Below are 17,214 nucleotides of genomic sequence, written 5' to 3'. Positions count from 1 at the left end.
CCACGCCGTGGAATACGGCATCAACCTGCTCAAACAACACCGGGCGGTCGCCACCCGCTACGACAAACTCGCCCTGCACGACCAGGCCACCATCCACATCGCCACGATCAACATCTGGCTACGCCACCTATGAAACACGGCCTAGCCCGGGCCAGGAAGGCAGACCCGGATCGCGGCACCCGGCTGCCGATCAGTCGATCGCGGCACCCCAGGTGCGGATCTGTCGGGCCCGGCGAGCACGGCGAGGCTAGTGCCCCGCAAGCACGGCAAGGCTTGAGGCCGCGACGAGCCCGCCGGGGACAGCAGGGCTCACCGAGCGCCGAGCCCATGCCCCCATGTCCGCGACCGAGCGGCGCCCCCTGGACATGGCTCAGCGCCGATCCCAGGAACTGGGGTCGGCGCTCGGCCTAGAGGACTGCTGAGGACTAACGCTCTTCGTCGAAGCGCCGCTTGAAGCGCTCCTCCATGCGTTGTGAGAACGAGCCCCGGCGGTGGTGCGCGGCCGCGCCGCCACCGCCACCGGAGGACTCCTCACCCGGCTCCCGATCGGAGCCGCCCTGGCGGATGGCCGTCAGCGTCAGCAGTGCGCCGACGAACATCACCAGGAAGCCGAGCAGGCTCACCACGGGGATACCAGCCGGTTTGAACGGCAGCATCACACCGAACACGAGGAGCGCCACCCCCAGGACGAACAGGGCGACGCCCTGCAGCCTGCGCCGTCGAGACGGCTTGCGGAGTCGGGCACCTCGGACGGTGGAGGCGAACTTGGGATCCTCGGCGTAGAGCGCGCGCTCGATCTGGTCGAGCAGTCGCTGCTCGTGCTCGGAGAGTGGCATACGTTCCTCCTCCGGCACAGCGGTCGCGGGCGCCGGGCGATCACGGTTGCCGCCGGACCCGGCGGGCACCCCGCAGTGGGGGTGTCGCCTCCAGGATACGGGGCGTTTCCCCCGGCGACTACCCGATCCCGGATCACGACGTGACAGCTTTCCCGGAGTCCTCCTTCCGGGGTAGTGCCACCCGGTCGTGTCGGCGCTGTGCGGCCTGGCGCTCACGCTCGGCTTCCAGCGCGATCGGCGCCCCCACCAGGGCCGTCGGGATGGCGAACGCGTCGACCAGGGTGAGCGCGTGCGGGCGCAGGTGGCGGCACAGGTCGTTGACCGCGCCGGTGACCGCCTTGGCCCGGGCCGCGCCGAACCTGCCGTGGCCGAGGAACCAGTCCAGGTCGGCCTCCACCGCGCTGAGCACGTGCAGGTCGCACACCCGGTTGAGCAGGTCGACCGCCCCCTGGTCGGCGCACCGGTCGATCCCGGCGACGAAGGCCTCCAGCACGACCCGCTCGACGTGCACCCGAGCGGCCCGCAGCACGTGGTCCTGCGCGGCGTTGAACACCTCGAACGGGTCGGCGTCGGCGTCACCCGCCCGGCGGAGGCGGCGGGCGAGGGTGTCCAGGACGTGCTTCTCGCGGTCCTCGAACAGCCGCAGGTGCCACCCGCGGTCGAGCAGGTCGGTCTCCTCGTCCTGCGGGGTGACCGCGTTGACCAACCGGCTGATCAGCGTGCGCGCGGCGGTGCGTTCGATCACCGTTCCGACGACCTGGTCGGCGATGAACCGGGCCATCCCGGCGGTGCCGAGCTCGTGCAGGTGCTGCTGGTACCCGGTAAGCAGACCCTTGGCGACCAGCTGGAACAGCACGGTGTTGTCGCCCTCGAATGTGGTGAACACGTCGGTGTCGGCCTTGAGCTGCGGCAGGCGGTTCTCCGCGAGGTAGCCCGCGCCGCCGCAGGCCTCCCGGCAGGCCTGGATCGTGCGGGTGGCGTGCCAGGTGGTGGCGGCCTTGAGCCCGGCGGCCCGGGACTCCAGCTCGCGCTGCCGCCGGTCGTCGTACTCGCTGCCCGAGAGCTCGTGCAGGGTCGTGACCAGCTCTTCCTGGGCGAAGTGCAGCGCGTACGAGGTGGCCAAGGCGGGCAGCAGCTTGCGCTGGTGGGCCAGGTAATCGAGCACGACGACCTCGTCGGGCGAGCCGGGCCGCTCGAACTGGCGTCGGGTAAGCCCGTAGCGAACAGCGATGTTGAGAGCGCTCTTGGTGGCGCTGCCCGCCGCCCCCGCCACGCTGATTCGACCGCGGATGAGAGTCCCGAGCATGGTGAAGAACCGCCGCGAGTCTCCCTCGACCGGGCTGCTGTACGTGCCGTCCTCGGCGACGTCGCCGTAGCGGTTGAGCAACGCCTCGCGCGGCACGCGGACCTGGTCGAACCAGATCCGACCGTTGTCCACCCCGTTGAGCCCGGCCTTGCGACCGCAGTCCTCGATCCGCACGCCGGGCAACACCTCACCGTGCTCGTCCCGAAGCGGGACCAGCAGCGCGTGCACACCGTGGCCGGTGCCACCGGTGACCAACTGGGCGAACACCGCGGCGATGCGCCCGTCCCGCGCGGCGTTGCCGATGTAGTCCTTGCGCGCCGCCTCGTGCGGGGTGTGGACCACGAACTCGGCGGTGGCCGGGTCGTAGGTGGCGGTGGTGCGCAGGTGCTGGACGTCGGAGCCGTGGCCGGTCTCGGTCATCGCGAAGCAGCCGGGCAGGTCGAGCTCCATGATCTCGCGCAGGTACCGCTCGTGGTGGCGCTCGGTGCCCAGCGCCTCGACCGCGCCGCCGAAGAGCCCCCACTGGACACCGGCCTTGACCATCAGCGACAGGTCGCCGAACCCGAGCATCTCGAACGAGGTGAGCGACCCGCCGGTGTCCCCCTCGCCGCCGTACCGCGTGGGGAAACCGACCCGGGGATAGCCGCCCTTGGCCAGCTCGCGCAGCTCACCGAGCACCTGCTCGCGGTGCCGCTCGGTGGTCAGGTCGTGGGTCTGCGGCGAGGGGAGCTCGGCCATCCGCGCCCGGGCGTCCCGGCGCACGTGCGCCCACCGGCCGTCGAGCAGGTCGGTCACGGTGGACGCCGCGACGGGTGGGGTGACCGGGATGTGCATCGTGGACCTCCTGGAAATCGCCTGCCCCGACGCTATCCACAGCGGACCGGACGCGCCCGCCGTGCGGCTGTCGGCGGCGTGCGGTTCCCTTGGTCGCATGGACCCGGTGGCCGCGTTGAAGCAGATCGCGCTGTTCCTGGAACGGGCGGGCGAACCCACCCACAAGGTCCGCGCCTTCCGCCGCGCGGCCGCGATCGCCGCCGACCTGCCACCGGGTGAGCTGGCCCAGCGGGCGAAGGCGGGCACCCTCACCAGCCTCCCGGGCATCGGCGCCGCCACCGCCACGGTGATCACGGAGTCGGTGGCCGGCGCCGAACCCGCCTACCTCACCAGGCTGCTGGAGGGTGCCGGCAAGCCCGTGGCGGGCGGAGCCGCCCTGCGCGCCGCCCTCAAGGGCGACTGCCACACCCACTCGGACTGGTCCGACGGCGGCAGCCCCATCCGAGAGATGGCCGAGGCCGCGATCGCCCTGGGCCACGAGTGGATGGTCCTCACCGACCACTCCCCCAGACTCCGGGTGGCCAACGGCCTCAGCGCCGAACGACTGCGCCACCAGTTGGAGGTGGTAGCCGAACTGAACGTCGAACTGGCGCCGTTCCTCATCCTCACCGGCATAGAGGTGGACATCCTCCTGGACGGGGCACTCGACCAGACCGACGAACTCCTGGCCGAGGTCGACCTGGTGGTCGCCAGCGTCCACTCGAAGCTGCGCATGCCCAAGGCGGAGATGACCGAACGCATGCTCACGGCGGTCGCGAACCCGCACGTGGACGTCCTGGGCCACTGCACCGGCAGACTGGTCACCGGCAAGGGCAGACCGGAATCCGAGTTCGACGCACGAGCCGTATTCGCCACCTGCGCCGACTACGGCGTGGCAGTGGAAATCAACTCCCGCCCCGAACGCCTCGACCCACCCCGCCGCCTCCTCCACGAGGCAAAGGACCTGGGCTGCGACTTCGCCATAGACAGCGACGCCCACGCTCCCGGCCAACTCGACTGGCTCCCCTACGGCTGCGAACGCGCCGAGGAAGTGGGCATCACCGCCGACCGAGTGATCAACACCCAATCCGCCACCGCACTATTAGAGCGAATCGCCAACCGCCCCTGACCCCGCAAAGGGAAGAAGAAGCAGCGGGAAGGAAAAACAGGAGAGAAAAAAGCCAGGGCTTCCCGGATCGAGAGCGGCCCGGTTGGCTTTGGAGGTGCGGGGCGAGCGAGCTGAGACTGACTGATCTCCCCAGCTCCAGCTCCAGCTCCAGCTCCAGCTCCAGGAAAACACAAACAGAATCAGCGCACCATCAATCTCACCAACCAGACGAGCACCCCGCTCCCCAACCCAAGTCGACAACGCCCCTTGACCACATCGGCGCCCACTCGCCCCCTTCCCTCAGCACAGGCCGCCTTTAACGCGGGCAGGGCGCTGTCAAGGGTGGAGCGCAGCGGAATCGCGCAGCGACGCCGAAGGCGCCCTTGACAGCGCCCTGCCCGCGTTAAACACTCGCGGCCAGAGGGAAGCCAGCCCACCTAAACCCAGAGGGAAGCCAGCCCACCTAAAAACCGACGCCCGAAACAGAACATCAAGCGCTAGCCACAGAAGCAGACCCAGCACCATCAACAGCAGCAGCGAACTCCTGCAGCCCCAACAACAAAGCGGCCCGCCCAGCCCCCGACATCCCCGCCAGCACCTCAGCCAAGTCAGCCCGCCGAGCCGCCCGCAGCCGCTCCAGGAACCGCCGACCGTCCCCCGTCAACACGATCTCCACCTCGCGCCGGTCCGCGAGTGCCGGGCGCCGGTCCAGCAGTCCGGCCGCCTGCAGCCGATCGCAGAGCCTGCTCGTCGAGGACGGGATGGTGCCCAGCTCCTCGGTCAGCCGGGTGAGGTTGACCGGTTCCAGTCCCTCCACGAAGTGCAGCGCGCGCAGCTGCATCGCGGGCACCTTCGGGTACACGGCGGTGTTCGCGCGGGTCAGGACCAGTCCCAGGGCGCGGGCGGCCAGCTCGGTCTGCCCCGCGTCGTCCAGGTCCTCGGGCCCGGGTCCGTGCCGTGCAGCCATACTTCACTGTCGCACACCGGTGACACCACTCTCCAGGAGGCGGTGATGAGCTCGATCGCGCACTTCGCCGCGGCGCTGCGTGCGCTGCCCCTGCACTCCTTCGTCGACGAGCTGCCCGCCCTGGTCCGGGAGCACGCCCGGCTGGGCGACGCGCGCGTCCGACTGGTCGACTACCCCGGCACCCACTTGGCCGAGCTGGGCACCGACGACGCCGTCCCGATCACCGGCTCGCTGCCGGGCGCGGCCTACCGGGAGCGGCAGCCCGTGGTCGAGGCCGACCACACCGTTCACCTGCCGCTGCTGACCCGCGGCGAGTGCCACGGCGTGCTCACCGGCAGGCTCGACCACGACCCCGACCAGGCCCGGCTGCGCGCGCTGGGTGAGGTCGCCGATGCCCTCGCCGACGCCCTGCGGGTCGCCGAGATCGGCACCGACCAGCTGTCCCGGGCCCGGCGGGGCAAGCGGTTGACCGTTGCGGCCGAGATGCAGTGGGAGCTGCTGCCCGGGCGCGGCCTGGCCTGCGCCGAGTTCACCATGGCGGGCCAGCTCGAACCGGCGCACGCGGTGCGCGGCGACAACTTCGACTGGAGCCTGGACCCCGGGCAGCTCACCCTGGCGGTCACCAACGGCATGGGCGAGGGTCTCGACGCCGCCCCCTGCTGACCACGATCGCGATCACCGCGATGCGCAACGCGCGCCGGTCCGGGCACGGGTTGGCCGAGGTCGCGGCGCTGGCCGACCAGGCGGTGTGGGGGCAGTACGGCGGCGAGCAGTCGGTGGCGGCGCTGCTGCTCACCCTGGACCTGGCCACCGGTGGGCTGCGGATCGTCGACGCGGGCTCGCCGCAGCTGTGGCGGGCGGGCACGGAGGTCGAGCGGATCGAGCTGGACGTGCAGGTGCCGCTGGGCTCGCTGGAGGAGACCCAGTACCGCACCCAGCAGGACCTGCTCCGCCCCGGCGACCGGCTGATGATCGTCAGCGACGGCGTCTACGGCGCCATCAGCGGTGAGCGGACCTATGCGGAGGTGTCACTGCCGCGCACGATCCGCACCACGCGGGCTCTGCCGCCCGCGCAGGCCGTGCAGGCGGTGATGTCAGCGCTGGCCGTGTTCCGCGACCACCGCGACCTCGACGACGACGCGGTCGTGGTGTGCCTGGACTGGCACGGACCGGCTTAGGCAGCTCGAAAGACAGCGCTAGCTCGCCTCGGCGACGCGCAGCACCGGGATGACCTGGTCCAGACCCGTGATCGTCAGGATCCGGGACAGGAACGGCGGCACCCGGTCGAGCACGACCTCGGCCCCGCGCGGCACCGAGCGCTTGTGCACCGCGATGAACACGCTGAGCCCGCTCGAGTCGATGAAGTCCAGGTCGGACAGGTCGACCACCAGCCGCGCGCCGTCCTCGACCAGGTCGAGCAGGGCTAGCTTGAACCGGCCCGCGGTGTGCGTGTCCAGCTCGCCGGTGACCGCGACGACGGTGTGGCCGGGTGCGGTGGCGGTGACGGTGTGCGAGAACTCGGTCATCGTGCGGTCGTTCCAGTCGTGCCGGTGCGGACGGTGCCGCCCGCCCAGTGGTGTTCCACGAGGTCGCGGGCGAGGGGGAACTCGTGCAGGCTCCGCGCCATCAGGCTGCCGAGCTCGGCGACCAGGCCCACGTCGACGCCGCGGGCGCGCAGCAGCTCCTCGACCCAGGCCGAGGTCTCGGTGAGGGTGCGCGGGTCACCGGTGAGCAGGGCCGCCCAGACCGCGTGCACGGCCTGGTTGACCACGTCGCGGGCGATGACCTGCACGCTGTCGAGGGGTGACTGCGCGGTGGTCACGATCTGCGCCGCCAGCGACCAGTGCTCGCGCAGCTCGCCCACCAGCCGGTGGTGGGCGAGTTCCATCGCGGCCTGCTCGGCGGGCGCGGCGCCGCTCAGCGGGGGGACCGACGGGACGACGGTCGGCAGGCCCGCGACGATCCCGCTTGCCTCACGGGCACTCGGTGCCCACGCGGTCGCGCCGAGAGCGCGCGCCCGCAGGCCGTCGCGGCCGAACGCGGAACCGCCCACCACGACCGGGATCCCGGCGGCGGTGCTGGCCTCGATGAACCGCCGGGTGGTGGCCAGCGCGCCGAGCACCGAGCAGCTCACGGCGGTGGCGTCGGGCCCGAGGTCGTGCAGGTACTGGCTGAGCCGGACCGGCGGCGTGGACGCGCCGAGCAGGGTGGTGTCCCAGCCGTCGGCGCGCAGCGCGGTCCCGATGATCATGGCGGGCAACGCGTGCCACTCGCGTTCCGCGCAAGCCACCACGACCCGCCCACGGGTGGCCGGTGTGCGCCGGACGTACCGGGCCACCGCCTCGGTAGCCGACACCGACACGGCGGTGGCGGCGTGTTCCTCGGCGACAGTCCACTCACCGCGCTGCCAGCGCTCACCGACCGTGCGCTGTGCCGCCGCGATAACCTCGACGAGCACGCTCACCGGGTCGGCCCCGTCGTCGAGCAGCCGCTCCACCACCGCCACAGCGGTGTCCACGTCCACCGAGGCCAGCGCGCCGTCGTAGCGGGCGACCGAGTCGAGCACGTCCGTCAACGCCACTACCTCCCGCAGGCCACCGCGAACAGGGCCATGTCGTCGTGGGCGCGACCGCCCAGGTACTCGACGACGTCCTGCTCGAGGGCCTCGCAGACCGCCTCCGGACCCGCGCCCGCGTAGTTGGGCAGCAGGGCGAGCAACCGGTCCATCCCGTAGAAGCCGTCTTCGCCGCGCGCCTCGTAGATGCCGTCGGTGAACATCACCAGCGTGTCGCCCGCAGCCAGGTCCACGCGCACCTCGCGGTAGGACACCTCCGGGAGCACACCGGCGACGGTGCCGGACACCTCGACCTGCTCGATCGACCCGTCGGCGCGCAGCAGCAGCGGCGACGGGTGGCCCGCGACGGCGAGGGTGACCTCGGCGGAGCGGCCGTCGGCGGCGGGGCGGACCCGCGTGCAGACGACGGTGACGAACTTGTCGGAGTCTTCGTCGTAGAGCACGGAGTTGAGCGCGGACAGCACGGCTGCCGGGCTGCGGTCGAAGTGCGCGGCGGTGCGGATGCTCTGCCGTGCGCGGCCGGTCAGCACGGCCGCCTCGACGCCCTTGCCACACACGTCGCCCAGCGCCAGCAGCCAGTCATCGCCCGCGCCGTGCACGTCGTAGAAGTCGCCGCCGATGTCCAGGTGCTCGGCCGCCGCCCGGAACCGCGCCGAGAGCCGCAGCCCCGGGACCCGCGGCAGCGCGGGCGGGCGCAGGCTCGCCTGGAGCACCGAGGCGACCCGGGTGCGGTCCTCGTAGAGCCGGGCCGAGTCCAGGGCCATCGCGGCCCGGCCGGCGATCTGCTCGGCGAGGTCGACGTCCTCCTGCGGGAAGCCGCGACCGGCGCCGCGCACGAGCACCAGCACGCCGATGGTCGACCCACGAGCGGTGAGCGCCAAGCCGAGCACGTCGGCGGGGCGCAGGGCGGTGGCCTCGTCGCGCAAGCCGGTGTCCGGGATCATGCTGTCCAGGCCGTCGGGCGCCGCCTCGTCGACAGCCACGTGCAGCAGCTCGCTGTGCCCGGACCGCAGCACGCGGCCCAGCCCCAGTTCCTCGGTGACGTCGAGCTCGACCGAGGTGGTGAAGGTCGGGTTCGCCCCGCCGTGCAGGGCCAGCCTGCCGGCGCGGCTGTCGGCCATCGCGAGCATCACCCAGTCGGCCAGCTCGGGCCGGACCAGGTCGAAGAGCCGCAGGATCGTGCGCCGCAGGTTGAGCGAGCCCGCGAGCTCGGTCGTGATCTCGCCGGCGAGCGCCGCCCGCTGCCGCGCTTGGGCGAGCAACTGCTGCTCGGTCGGCTCCGTCGAGGTCTCCTCGCCCAGCGGCGGGACCTGCGAGCCAACGGCGGAGAGCGTTCTCCCGTGCATCATGACGCCACGCTTCCCTCTCCCCGGACGGGAGATGGGGCCACCATACTAGTTGTCCACAGACAAAGAATTGGCCGACTCGCGGACCGGGACCCCCGCACCGCCCGCCACCAGGCCGAAGTCCGCCCACACCCACTTGCCCACGTCCGCGCGCTCGTGCCCCCAGGCGTCGCTGAGCATCTCGACGATGGAGAGCCCCCGACTGCGCTCAGAAAGCAGGTCCGGCGTGCCGCGCACCGGCACCGCGTCCGCGCTGTCGCGCACCCGGAGCCGCACCGCGCCGTCCACAATGGACATCTCGACGCCGATGTCGCCCGTGCTGTGCTCGATCGCGTTGGTGACCAGCTCCGAGGCCGCCAGGACCACGTCGCAGACCAGCGCCTCGCCCACGCCCCACGACCGCAGCGCGGTCGTGACGAAGTCCCTGGCCTCGCCCGCCGACCGGGTGTCCGGTGGCAGGCGGGTGGCCAGATGACGCACCCGGCTGGTATTCGCCGCTTCGCTCACGTCACCTGCCACCACCCCTCGCGCGCGGATCGCCCGCCGTCGATGCTGTGCGGCCGCCGAACCGCGCGGACCCCTCCGCACGGGGCCGACCACGCTCCCCACCGGCTCTGCGAGACCGGAAACCGCTGCCTTCACGCCGGTTGGGATACCCCGATCGGCCCGCGGTGAACCAATGCCCGCGGACCGGCCGCGGCTCAGGCCCGGTCGGCCAGCCCGAACACCTCGGCCAGACCGGTGATCTCGATGATCCGCCGGACCCGCTCGTGCGGGGCGTCCAGGACCAGGGTGCGCCCGCTCTCCTCGGCCTTGCGCAGCGCCGCGACCAGCACCCGCAGACCGGCCGAGTCCATGAACTCCACACCGGAGAGGTCGACCCGGACGCCGGTGGCGCCCGGCTGGCCGAGACCGTCGGCCAGGGCCTGCTCCAGCTGTGGCGCGGTGGCCAGGTCCACCTCGCCGGTGACCGAGACGACGACCGGGTCGGTGCCCTCGCTGTTGATCTCCACTATCGGTCCTTCCTCGCGCCGGCCGTGCCGCCGCGCCCGTGCGCCGCCGTCCAGGCCGACGCCACACTAGTTGCCTCCCCGGTGGGCAGCGCGCCCACCAGGTGTTCCAGACGGCCGTATGACCGGTTGCGGGTTCCCCGTTTCGGCCGTGGGAGCCCGGGGTAGTTCCCGGACGAACCCGCTGTGCGGAGCGGGAACCGAGGAAGGAACCAGCCATGGCCGAGATCACGCGACTGCCCAAGCCCGTCTCCGACGAGTGGGCCTGGCAGCTCAACGGCTCCTGCCGCGGTGCCGACAGCATGATGTTCTTCCACCCCGACGCCGAGCGCGGCCCCGCCCGGCACGCCCGCGAGGAGCGCGCCAAGGCCGTCTGCCGCGCCTGCCCCGTGCTCGAGCAGTGCCGTGAGCACGCGCTCGCCGTGCAGGAGCCCTACGGCATCTGGGGCGCGATGGGCGAGGGCGAGCGCCGGACCCTGATCGCGCAGCGGCGCCGGGCGGTTCGGGTCTCCTGACCTGGCAGGGACTGGCGGGTGACTCACTCAGCCCGCCAGTGTGTCCTCGCCGAGAGCGGCGCGCAGCCGCTCCAGCGTCTTGGCCAGCAGCCGGGACACCTGCATCTGGGACACGCCGACCCGGCGGGCGATGTCCGCCTGCGAGAGACCGCGGAAGAACCGCAGCACGATGATCTTCTGCTCGCGCTCGGGCAGCTCGGCCAGCAGCGGACCGAGGGCACGCCTGTTGTCGACCTCGGCGAGCCGGTCGTCCTCGTAGCCGAAGCGGTCGCCGGAGGGCTCGGCCAGCCGCGCGTCGAGCGAGGTGCCCTGCTTGGCCGCGCTGGCGACCAGGGCCTCGTAGACCTGCTCCTTGGTCAGGCCCAGGTGCTCGGCCAGCTCGCTCGGCTTGGGCGCCCGACCCAGTTTCTGGCTCAGCTCGTTGCGTCCCGCCGCCACCGTGACGTGCAGCTCCTTGAGCTGGCGCGGCACCCGGACCGCCCACCCGGTGTCGCGGAAGTGCCTGCGCAGCTCCCCCATGATCGTGGGGATGGCGAAGGCGTAGAAGTTGCCCCGGTCGGCCTCGAACCGGTCGACCGCCTTGATCAGGCCGATCGTCGCGACCTGGACCAGGTCCTCGAGCTGGTCCCCGCGCCGGTCGAACTTGCGGGCGAGGTTGCGGGCGAGGTCGATGTGGTCGGCGACCAGGTCACCGCGCAGCGTCGCGCGGCGCGGGTCGTCAAGGGCGAGCTCGGCCAGTTCGCGGAACCGGTCGGCGTCTCTAGCGTCCTTGGCGTCCTTGGTCTCGCCGCTGTCCTCCTTGGCGGACTCGGTCACCGTGGCCCCACTCCGGCCGGACCCGGCACGGCCAGCAGCTCGACCCGGATCCGGTGACCGCCCTCGACCGCCTCGACGTCCTCGGTCACCGAGGCCGCCAGGGCGGTCAGGATCTGCCAGCCCATCGGGTCCGCCGAGGGCGGCTGCGCGCGCTCGGCGTCGACCTGGACCCGGACCCGGATGCCGTACTCCTGGGGCTCGAACCACGCGTAGAGCGCGGTGTCGGCCGCGGCGGCGCGGACCAGCAGCGAGCACGCCTCGTCCACCGCCATCCGCAGGTCCTCGATGGCGTCGAGGTCGAAGTCCATCCGCATCGCGATGTCCGCGGCGAACGACCGGAGCAACGGGACCTGTTCGGCGTCGGCCCACACGCGCACCTCGACGTCGCGCACCCCGTGGGTGCGCGCGACCGGGCTGGTTTCGACCTCAGACACTCTTCCTCCTGCCGTCCAAACGCTGGCGTGGACCGTACCGCGATGCGGGAAAATGTGGAGCGGGGTGGGATTCGCACCTGAGGCGTGCCCCGGTGCCCTCGCCACCCCGCCCCACAGCGAGAAGATCGCGGGGCAGGACCCTCTTGCTGGTACCCCGACGCGATCGACTTCAAACGCGCTTATCGGTAGGAGTTTCGGAGGTAGGTCGTCCCGAAGTTCCCCTCGCCCGCGAAGTACTGGCCGACCAGGTAGGCCGGGTCGGTGGCGAGCAGGCCCCGGGGCAGGTCACCGCCGTCGTTGCCGTCGTCCCAACCCCACGCGGTGTTGGCGGCGTTGTCCTTGCCGTTGTCACCGCGGAAGGTGCCGAGTGAGGCGTAGGTCTCGCTGTTGGCCCGCCGCGCCCACAGCCCGCCCGCGGCGAAGGTGTCGACCAGGGTGTAGCCGACGAAGCTGTCCGTGCCGCTCGCCGGAACCTCGGCGGTGCCGCTCGGGTAGTAGACGACACCGTCGCCGTCGGGCGCGTGGTCGGCGTTCTTGGCGTAGACGCCGTGCCCCTTGGCCTCCTGGAAGGTGGTGGGGTGCGCGGCGCCGTTGTAGGTCTGGAGCGTGATCTGCCCGTCGACGCTCTCCCGACCGCTGGTGAACGCGCTGCCCGCGGGGACGTAGGAGTAGAAGTCGGTGTGCGCCACGGTGACCATGGCCTCCAGCGCGCCGTAGGTGGAGCCGTCCTTGCGGACGGTGAGCAGCACGCCCTCCATGTCGTTCTCGTGGGTGAGCAGGCCGAACGGGTCGGGGACGTCCTCCCAGTCGCGCGGGTGGTAGAAGGAGTAGGCCAGGAACCAGTGCGTTCCGGTCTCCACCACGGAGAAGTAGACCGCGCCGGTGAGCCGGGACAGGACGTCGTCCTGGTCCTCCCAGTTGTTCAGGGTGTTCCACTCGCCGTCGAAGTCGACCTTCGACAGGTAGTCGGCGTCGTAGTCGCTGGAATCGGTGTCCTGGTAGTGGATCGGCGCCCAACGGGTGGCCAGGGCCAGGTCGGACGGTGCGGCGGCGGCCTGGGGCGCGACCGCCACCACGGTCGCGGCGGCGATCGCGAGCCCGGTGGCGAGGGCGGCAAGACGGCGGGTCATCGGCGGTGCAACCTCCCGGTCGGAGTTCCTGTAGTCAGGTGATTACCGGAGGTATCCGTCGGGATGGTGACCTGCGCCCGAATCTCTTGTGGCGGCTGGGGTTCGGTGGGGGTGCGCGGTAGGGGCTTGGTGCCCCGCACAGATGCAGTCCACCCAGTCGAGCACCACCACAGCAAGCCCCGACGGCACCCGCCCAAGCGCTACGGAGCGGGCGCGGGCTTGTCGGGCTTGGGTTCGGTGGCGCCCGCCCGGTCCGGTCGGTTGCCCAGCAGCGCCGCGGGTCGGATCGCCGCTGTGCCGAACTTCGAGCGAGCGCGGTCAGCCGCTTGGTCTGCCTCTCGCCAACCCTGTTCAGGCGCGTCCAGCGCCAACTGCTCGGAGCCGCCGGTGCCCAACTGCTCGACCCGCACGCCGATCAGCCGCACCGCGCCAGGTGGTGTCTGCTCGTCGAGGAGCTGGATCGCGGTGCGGTAGATCTCCTGGGTCACGTCGGTGGCCACCATCAGCGTCTTGGCGCGGCTGATCGTGGTGAAGTCGGCGTAGCGGACCTTGATCGAGACCGTTCGGCCGCGCAGTCCGCGTGCGCGCAGCGACGCCGCGGTTCGCTCGGACAGCCTCAGTAGCTCGCGTTTGAGGAGGGCCCGGTCGAAGTGGTCGACCTCGAAGGTCTCCTCGGCGCCGATGGACTTCTCCACGTTCGACGGTTGGACCGCGCGGTCGTCGTGGCCGGAGGCCAGGGCGTGCAGGTGTTCGGCCATCGCCACGCCGAGCATCCGGCGCAGTCGGGGCAGTGGCGCGGCCGCGACGTCGGCGACCCGTTCCAGGCCGACGTCGGCCAGCCGCTCGGCCGTGCGCTTGCCCACACCCCACAGCGCCGACACCGGGAGCGGGTGCAGGAAGTCGGTGATCTCCCCGCGCGGCACGACCAGCATGCCGTCCGGTTTGGCCAGGCCGGAGGCGAGCTTGGCGACGAACTTGGTCGGCCCGACCCCGACCGAGCAGACGATCCCGTGTTCGGCCCGCACGCGCTCGCGGATCCGCGCGCCGACCCCGGCCGGTGTCGTGCGGAGCCTGCGCAGGGCGCCGGAGACGTCCAGGAACGCCTCGTCCAGGCTCAGCGGCTCGACCAGCGGGGTGATCTCGCGGAAGATCGCCAGCACCCCCGCCGAGACCTCCTGGTAGAGCGCGAAGGTGGGCGGCAGGAACACCGCCTGCGGGCACAGCCTGCGGGCCTGGCTGGTGGGCATCGCCGAGCGGACGCCGAAGGTGCGGGCCAGGTAGTTGGCCGAGGACACCACACCCCGCACACCCACGCCGCCCACGACCACCGGGCGGTCGACCAGCTCCGGCCGCTCGCGGATCTCGACCGAGGCGTAGAAGGCGTCCATGTCGACGTGCAGCATCGGGCAGCCGGTGTCGTCCGGCCACCCGTCCGGACCGGCCCGGTACCGCTCGACCAGCCCCCTGGGCAGGTCACCGCTGCGCCCCATGACCCGAGCCAACCACAGGCCACCGACAGCGCCCTCAGCGGCGGGCGACCCCGTGCAACCGGGTGGCGATGTCGCGCAGCGGCGGGGTGACCGCGGCCACCAGCTCCAGCTCGGCGAGCGCGTCCGGGCCGCCCGGGTTGGCCTCCAGCACCGAGCCGGTGACCAGGTCGGCGACGACCGAGTGGCCCTGGATCAGCTCGACGGCCAGCCCGCCGCCCGCCAGCAGCGCGCGCAGGCCCTCGACGTCGAAGCGGCGCAGCAGGGCCTCGCCCGGGCCGCCCAGCGTGCCCGCCGGGTCGTCGAGCAGCCTGCGGGCGTCGACGAGCCGCCCGGAGATCGCGCGGTGCAGCACGGCGGCGAACCGGTTCGCCACCAGCACCGAGAGCACCCCGCCCGGCGCGAGCGCGCCCGCGAGCGCGGTGACCGTGACCGCCGGGTCGTCGACCACCTCGAGCAGCCCGTGGGCCAGCACCAGGTCGGCCGAGCCCGCGCCGACCAGCTGGTCGAGGGCGTCGCTGTCGCCCTGCACGGCGGTGATCCGGTCGGCCACCCCGGCCTCCTGGGCGCGGCGGTGCAGGGTGGCCAGGGCGTTGGGGCTGGGCTCCACGACGGTGACCGAGCAGCCCTCGGCGGCCAGCGCGACGGCGAGGACGCCGCTGCCGCCCCCGACGTCGAGCACCCGCGGGGCCTCGCCCGCGCGGCGGTGGCGGGCGGCGGTCAGCTCGGCGTCGAGCACTCGGCGAACAGCATCCGGTCGCATGGACACGAACTGTAGAGACTCTAAGGTCTAGGTCGTGCAAACGGTGGCGGTGCTCAGCCTCAAGGGTGGCGTGGGGAAGACCACGGTGGTGCTCGGTCTGGCCTCGGCCGCCCTGCGCCGGGGGGCGCGCACGCTGGTGGTCGACCTCGACCCGCAGTGCAACGCCACGGCCACGCTGGACCCGGCCGAGACCGAGGCCACCCTCGCCGACGTGCTGGAGACCCCGCGCCCGGCGGTGCTGCGCGCGGCGATCGCGCCGAGCGCGTGGAGCGGTGAGGTCGACGTGCTGGTCGGCTCCGAGGAGCTGGAGTCGCTCAACGACCCGGACCCGGGCCTGCGCAGGTTGGAGAAGCTGGGCCGGGCGCTGGCCGAGCTGGGCTCGCTGCTGGCCGAGGGCGAGCTGCCCTACCAGCTGGTGCTGATGGACTGCCCGCCGTCGCTGGGCAGGCTCACCCGCTCGGCGCTGGTGGCCGCGCAGGGGGCGCTGCTGGTGACCGAGCCCACGCTGTACGCGGTGTCCGGCGCGCAGCGGGCGTTCGAGGCGGTCGAGGACACCCGGCGCGAGCACAACCCGGACCTGGTGCCGCTGGGCGTGGTGGTCAACAAGGTCCGCACGCACTCCTACGAGCACCAGTTCCGCATCGCCGAGCTGCGGGAGAGCTTCGGGTCGCTGGTGATGCCGGTCGCGCTGCCGGACCGGTTGGCGGTGCAGCAGGCCCAGGGCGCGTGCATGCCGATCCACCAGTGGCACACCCCGGGCGCGCGCGAGGTGGCGCTGGCGTTCAACCTGCTGCTGGCGCGCGTGCTGCGCACCGGCGGGCACGGCAGGCACCAGGCGATCGCCTGGCCCGACGACGAGGCCTCGGGCGAGTGAGCTGATGCCCGAGGGCGACACCGTCTACCGCACCGCGGCCACGCTCTCGGTGCTGACCGGGAAGTCCCTGGTGCGCGGCGACCTCCGACACCCCCGGTTGTCCACTGTGGACTTGAGCGGCCGGGTGGTGGTCGGGGTCCGCACGGTGGGCAAGCACCTGTTCGTGCGGTTCGACCGCGACCTGTCGCTGCGCAACCACCTGGGCATGGACGGCGCGTGGCAGGTGTACCCGGCGCGCGGGCGCTGGCGGCGACCCGCGTTCCAGGCGCGCGCGGTGCTGGTGACCGCCGAGCAGCAGGCCATCGGGTTCAACCTGCACGAGATGGCGCTGGTGCCCACCGACGAGGAGGACCGCCTGGTCGCCCACCTGGGACCGGACCTGCTCGACCCGACCTGGGGACCGTCGCATGTGGACGAGGCGGTGGCCAGGCTGACCGCTGAACCGGAGCGGGAGATCGGCTTGGCCCTGCTGGACCAACGGGTGATGGCGGGGGTGGGCAACGTGTACAAGGCCGAGATCTGCTACCTGCTCGGCGTGTCGCCGTGGACCCCGGTGTCCGGTGTGGACGCTCGACTCGCGGTGGAGCTGAGCCGGAAGCTGCTGGACCACAACAAGATGAGCGTCGACCGGAACACCACCGGGGAACAGGCGAAGGACCGGCAGCTGTGGGTGTACGGGCGGCGGCGCGGCGGCTGCCTGCGCTGCGGGGGCCGGGTCGTCGCGGGCGTCCAGGGTTCGGACGTGCACGAGCGGGTCGCCTACTTCTGCCCGCACTGCCAACCGGGCCCGGCGGCGTAGCGGGTGACCGGGCCGGCTAGCAGAAGATCAGACCGCAGTGCGGGCGCGTGGTCGTGGTGCGCCTCGTGGTCGTCGTGGTGGTGGTGGTGGTGATGACCGGCGGCACCGTCGTGGTGATGGTGGTCGTGGGCGGCACCGGATCCGCGGTGGTGGTCGACACCGTCGTCGGCGGTGGCTCGGTCGTGCTCACGGCGGCGTTGCTCGACCGATCGGTCGTGACCGCGGTGGTGTCGGTGGCGCCACTGCCACCCGGCGTGGACGGGACCGAGCGCACCACAGTCCCGACTTGGACCACTCGACCGGTGTCGGTCTCGGCCGCCGGGGCGGGCACGGGCACCGCCTCGGCGGCAGGTCTGGCGCCGGGTAAGTCCGGCGCGGGCGCACTCGCCAACCCCTCGTAGAACAGGGCGGCGGCGACCGAACCGACGACCACGC

20 protein-coding genes are annotated in these 17,214 nt (G+C 72.3%); 7 read left to right on the top strand and 13 right to left on the bottom strand.

The window, feature by feature from the left end:
* Positions 1 to 425 precede the first annotated feature (425 nt).
* Entirely contained in the window at positions 426 to 836 is a 411-nt protein-coding gene (locus QSK30_RS18755; protein WP_285504409.1) for an SCO2097 family morphological protein, read from the bottom strand.
* 133 nt (positions 837 to 969) lie between these two features.
* Positions 970 to 2,976, bottom strand: a complete 2,007-nt coding sequence (locus QSK30_RS18750; RefSeq protein WP_285504407.1) for an acyl-CoA dehydrogenase family protein — start codon at positions 2,974 to 2,976, stop codon at positions 970 to 972.
* 97 nt (positions 2,977 to 3,073) lie between these two features.
* Here QSK30_RS18750 and QSK30_RS18745 point away from each other — a divergent pair, with 97 nt between their 5' ends.
* Positions 3,074 to 4,084, top strand: a complete 1,011-nt coding sequence (locus tag QSK30_RS18745) for a PHP domain-containing protein (protein WP_285504431.1) — start codon at positions 3,074 to 3,076, stop codon at positions 4,082 to 4,084.
* A 469-nt stretch (positions 4,085 to 4,553) separates the two neighbouring features.
* On the opposite strand, the gene QSK30_RS18740 is transcribed toward QSK30_RS18745, so the two are convergent.
* Positions 4,554 to 5,030 carry a MarR family winged helix-turn-helix transcriptional regulator gene (locus QSK30_RS18740; protein WP_285504405.1) on the bottom strand — a complete coding sequence of 159 codons (477 nt, stop codon included), beginning with the start codon at positions 5,028 to 5,030 and terminating at the stop codon, positions 4,554 to 4,556.
* Between the two features lie 45 nt (positions 5,031 to 5,075).
* Here QSK30_RS18740 and QSK30_RS18735 point away from each other — a divergent pair, with 45 nt between their 5' ends.
* Both QSK30_RS18735 and QSK30_RS18730 read left to right on the top strand, forming a co-directional pair.
* Positions 5,076 to 5,693: a hypothetical protein gene (locus QSK30_RS18735; RefSeq protein WP_285504404.1), complete on the top strand. Its 618-nt coding sequence runs from the start codon at positions 5,076 to 5,078 to the stop codon at positions 5,691 to 5,693.
* Positions 5,694 to 5,713: 20 nt separating this feature from the next.
* Positions 5,714 to 6,208 carry a PP2C family protein-serine/threonine phosphatase gene (locus QSK30_RS18730; RefSeq protein ID WP_352231591.1) on the top strand — a complete coding sequence of 165 codons (495 nt, stop codon included), beginning with the start codon at positions 5,714 to 5,716 and terminating at the stop codon, positions 6,206 to 6,208.
* A gap of 18 nt (positions 6,209 to 6,226) precedes the next feature.
* Here the strand turns inward: QSK30_RS18730 and QSK30_RS18725 are convergent, their stop codons facing one another.
* The 5 genes from QSK30_RS18725 to QSK30_RS18705 form a co-directional block, all read right to left on the bottom strand.
* Positions 6,227 to 6,556, bottom strand: a complete 330-nt coding sequence (locus tag QSK30_RS18725; protein WP_285504402.1) for an STAS domain-containing protein — start codon at positions 6,554 to 6,556, stop codon at positions 6,227 to 6,229.
* Positions 6,553 to 7,596: a cobalamin B12-binding domain-containing protein gene (locus QSK30_RS18720; protein WP_285504427.1), complete on the bottom strand. Its 1,044-nt coding sequence runs from the start codon at positions 7,594 to 7,596 to the stop codon at positions 6,553 to 6,555. Before QSK30_RS18720 ends, QSK30_RS18725 begins: the two co-directional genes overlap by 4 nt.
* Before the next feature lie 14 nt (positions 7,597 to 7,610).
* Complete coding sequence (locus tag QSK30_RS18715) at positions 7,611 to 8,954, bottom strand: PP2C family protein-serine/threonine phosphatase (RefSeq protein WP_285504401.1); 1,344 nt, start codon at positions 8,952 to 8,954, stop codon at positions 7,611 to 7,613.
* Positions 8,955 to 8,999: 45 nt separating this feature from the next.
* A complete protein-coding gene (locus tag QSK30_RS18710; protein WP_285504400.1) occupies positions 9,000 to 9,458 on the bottom strand; it encodes an ATP-binding protein in 459 nt (152 codons plus the stop codon).
* Between the two features lie 194 nt (positions 9,459 to 9,652).
* Positions 9,653 to 9,964: an STAS domain-containing protein gene (locus tag QSK30_RS18705; RefSeq protein WP_285504399.1), complete on the bottom strand. Its 312-nt coding sequence runs from the start codon at positions 9,962 to 9,964 to the stop codon at positions 9,653 to 9,655.
* A 215-nt stretch (positions 9,965 to 10,179) separates the two neighbouring features.
* On the opposite strand from QSK30_RS18705, the gene QSK30_RS18700 reads away from it, so the two are divergent.
* The gene (locus QSK30_RS18700) at positions 10,180 to 10,476 is read left to right on the top strand and encodes a WhiB family transcriptional regulator (protein WP_285504397.1); all 297 of its coding nucleotides are present in this window, start codon (positions 10,180 to 10,182) and stop codon (positions 10,474 to 10,476) included.
* A gap of 27 nt (positions 10,477 to 10,503) precedes the next feature.
* Here QSK30_RS18700 and QSK30_RS18695 read toward each other — a convergent pair whose 3' ends face one another.
* The 5 genes from QSK30_RS18695 to QSK30_RS18675 all read right to left on the bottom strand — a co-directional run bounded on the left by QSK30_RS18695 (position 10,504) and on the right by QSK30_RS18675 (position 15,106).
* Positions 10,504 to 11,292: a SigB/SigF/SigG family RNA polymerase sigma factor gene (locus tag QSK30_RS18695; protein ID WP_352231590.1), complete on the bottom strand. Its 789-nt coding sequence runs from the start codon at positions 11,290 to 11,292 to the stop codon at positions 10,504 to 10,506.
* A complete protein-coding gene (locus QSK30_RS18690) occupies positions 11,289 to 11,726 on the bottom strand; it encodes an ATP-binding protein (protein ID WP_285504396.1) in 438 nt (145 codons plus the stop codon). The genes QSK30_RS18695 and QSK30_RS18690 overlap by 4 nt, the downstream gene beginning before the upstream one ends.
* A 179-nt stretch (positions 11,727 to 11,905) precedes the next feature.
* Positions 11,906 to 12,856, bottom strand: a complete 951-nt coding sequence (locus QSK30_RS18685; protein WP_285504395.1) for a hypothetical protein — start codon at positions 12,854 to 12,856, stop codon at positions 11,906 to 11,908.
* 200 nt (positions 12,857 to 13,056) lie between these two features.
* Positions 13,057 to 14,346 carry a DNA polymerase IV gene (locus QSK30_RS18680; RefSeq protein WP_285504393.1) on the bottom strand — a complete coding sequence of 430 codons (1,290 nt, stop codon included), beginning with the start codon at positions 14,344 to 14,346 and terminating at the stop codon, positions 13,057 to 13,059.
* Positions 14,347 to 14,380: 34 nt separating this feature from the next.
* Positions 14,381 to 15,106 (bottom strand): class I SAM-dependent methyltransferase, encoded by a 726-nt coding sequence (locus tag QSK30_RS18675; protein WP_285504392.1) that lies wholly within the window; start codon positions 15,104 to 15,106, stop codon positions 14,381 to 14,383.
* Between the two features lie 34 nt (positions 15,107 to 15,140).
* On the opposite strand from QSK30_RS18675, the gene QSK30_RS18670 reads away from it, so the two are divergent.
* The 3 genes from QSK30_RS18670 to QSK30_RS18660 are packed head-to-tail and all read left to right on the top strand — an operon-like array spanning position 15,141 to position 17,180.
* A complete protein-coding gene (locus QSK30_RS18670) occupies positions 15,141 to 15,980 on the top strand; it encodes a ParA family protein (protein ID WP_285504391.1) in 840 nt (279 codons plus the stop codon).
* A gap of 4 nt (positions 15,981 to 15,984) precedes the next feature.
* On the top strand, positions 15,985 to 16,779 hold the full coding sequence (locus QSK30_RS18665) for a DNA-formamidopyrimidine glycosylase family protein (RefSeq protein ID WP_285504389.1): 795 nt from the start codon (positions 15,985 to 15,987) through the stop codon (positions 16,777 to 16,779).
* Positions 16,780 to 16,826: 47 nt separating this feature from the next.
* Positions 16,827 to 17,180 (top strand): hypothetical protein, encoded by a 354-nt coding sequence (locus tag QSK30_RS18660; protein WP_285504388.1) that lies wholly within the window; start codon positions 16,827 to 16,829, stop codon positions 17,178 to 17,180.
* The last annotated feature ends 34 nt before the right edge of the window (positions 17,181 to 17,214 follow it).

The organism is Actinokineospora sp. NBRC 105648, assembly GCF_030269645.1.
In the GTDB taxonomy this organism is placed as follows: domain Bacteria; phylum Actinomycetota; class Actinomycetes; order Mycobacteriales; family Pseudonocardiaceae; genus Actinokineospora.
Note: the sequence above shows the minus strand (reverse complement) of the source record. Positions and strands in the feature narration are given on the sequence as shown.

Coding starts and splice junctions, on each gene's coding strand:
- QSK30_RS18755 (WP_285504409.1), bottom strand. CDS start 836: ATGCCACTCTCCGAGCACGAGCAGCGACTGCTCGACCAGATCGAGCGC.
- QSK30_RS18750 (WP_285504407.1), bottom strand. CDS start 2,976: ATGCACATCCCGGTCACCCCACCCGTCGCGGCGTCCACCGTGACCGAC.
- QSK30_RS18745 (WP_285504431.1), top strand. CDS start 3,074: ATGGACCCGGTGGCCGCGTTGAAGCAGATCGCGCTGTTCCTGGAACGG.
- QSK30_RS18740 (WP_285504405.1), bottom strand. CDS start 5,030: ATGGCTGCACGGCACGGACCCGGGCCCGAGGACCTGGACGACGCGGGG.
- QSK30_RS18735 (WP_285504404.1), top strand. CDS start 5,076: ATGAGCTCGATCGCGCACTTCGCCGCGGCGCTGCGTGCGCTGCCCCTG.
- QSK30_RS18730 (WP_352231591.1), top strand. CDS start 5,714: ATGCGCAACGCGCGCCGGTCCGGGCACGGGTTGGCCGAGGTCGCGGCG.
- QSK30_RS18725 (WP_285504402.1), bottom strand. CDS start 6,556: ATGACCGAGTTCTCGCACACCGTCACCGCCACCGCACCCGGCCACACC.
- QSK30_RS18715 (WP_285504401.1), bottom strand. CDS start 8,954: ATGATGCACGGGAGAACGCTCTCCGCCGTTGGCTCGCAGGTCCCGCCG.
- QSK30_RS18700 (WP_285504397.1), top strand. CDS start 10,180: ATGGCCGAGATCACGCGACTGCCCAAGCCCGTCTCCGACGAGTGGGCC.
- QSK30_RS18685 (WP_285504395.1), bottom strand. CDS start 12,856: ATGACCCGCCGTCTTGCCGCCCTCGCCACCGGGCTCGCGATCGCCGCC.
- QSK30_RS18680 (WP_285504393.1), bottom strand. CDS start 14,346: ATGGGGCGCAGCGGTGACCTGCCCAGGGGGCTGGTCGAGCGGTACCGG.
- QSK30_RS18675 (WP_285504392.1), bottom strand. CDS start 15,106: ATGCGACCGGATGCTGTTCGCCGAGTGCTCGACGCCGAGCTGACCGCC.
- QSK30_RS18665 (WP_285504389.1), top strand. CDS start 15,985: ATGCCCGAGGGCGACACCGTCTACCGCACCGCGGCCACGCTCTCGGTG.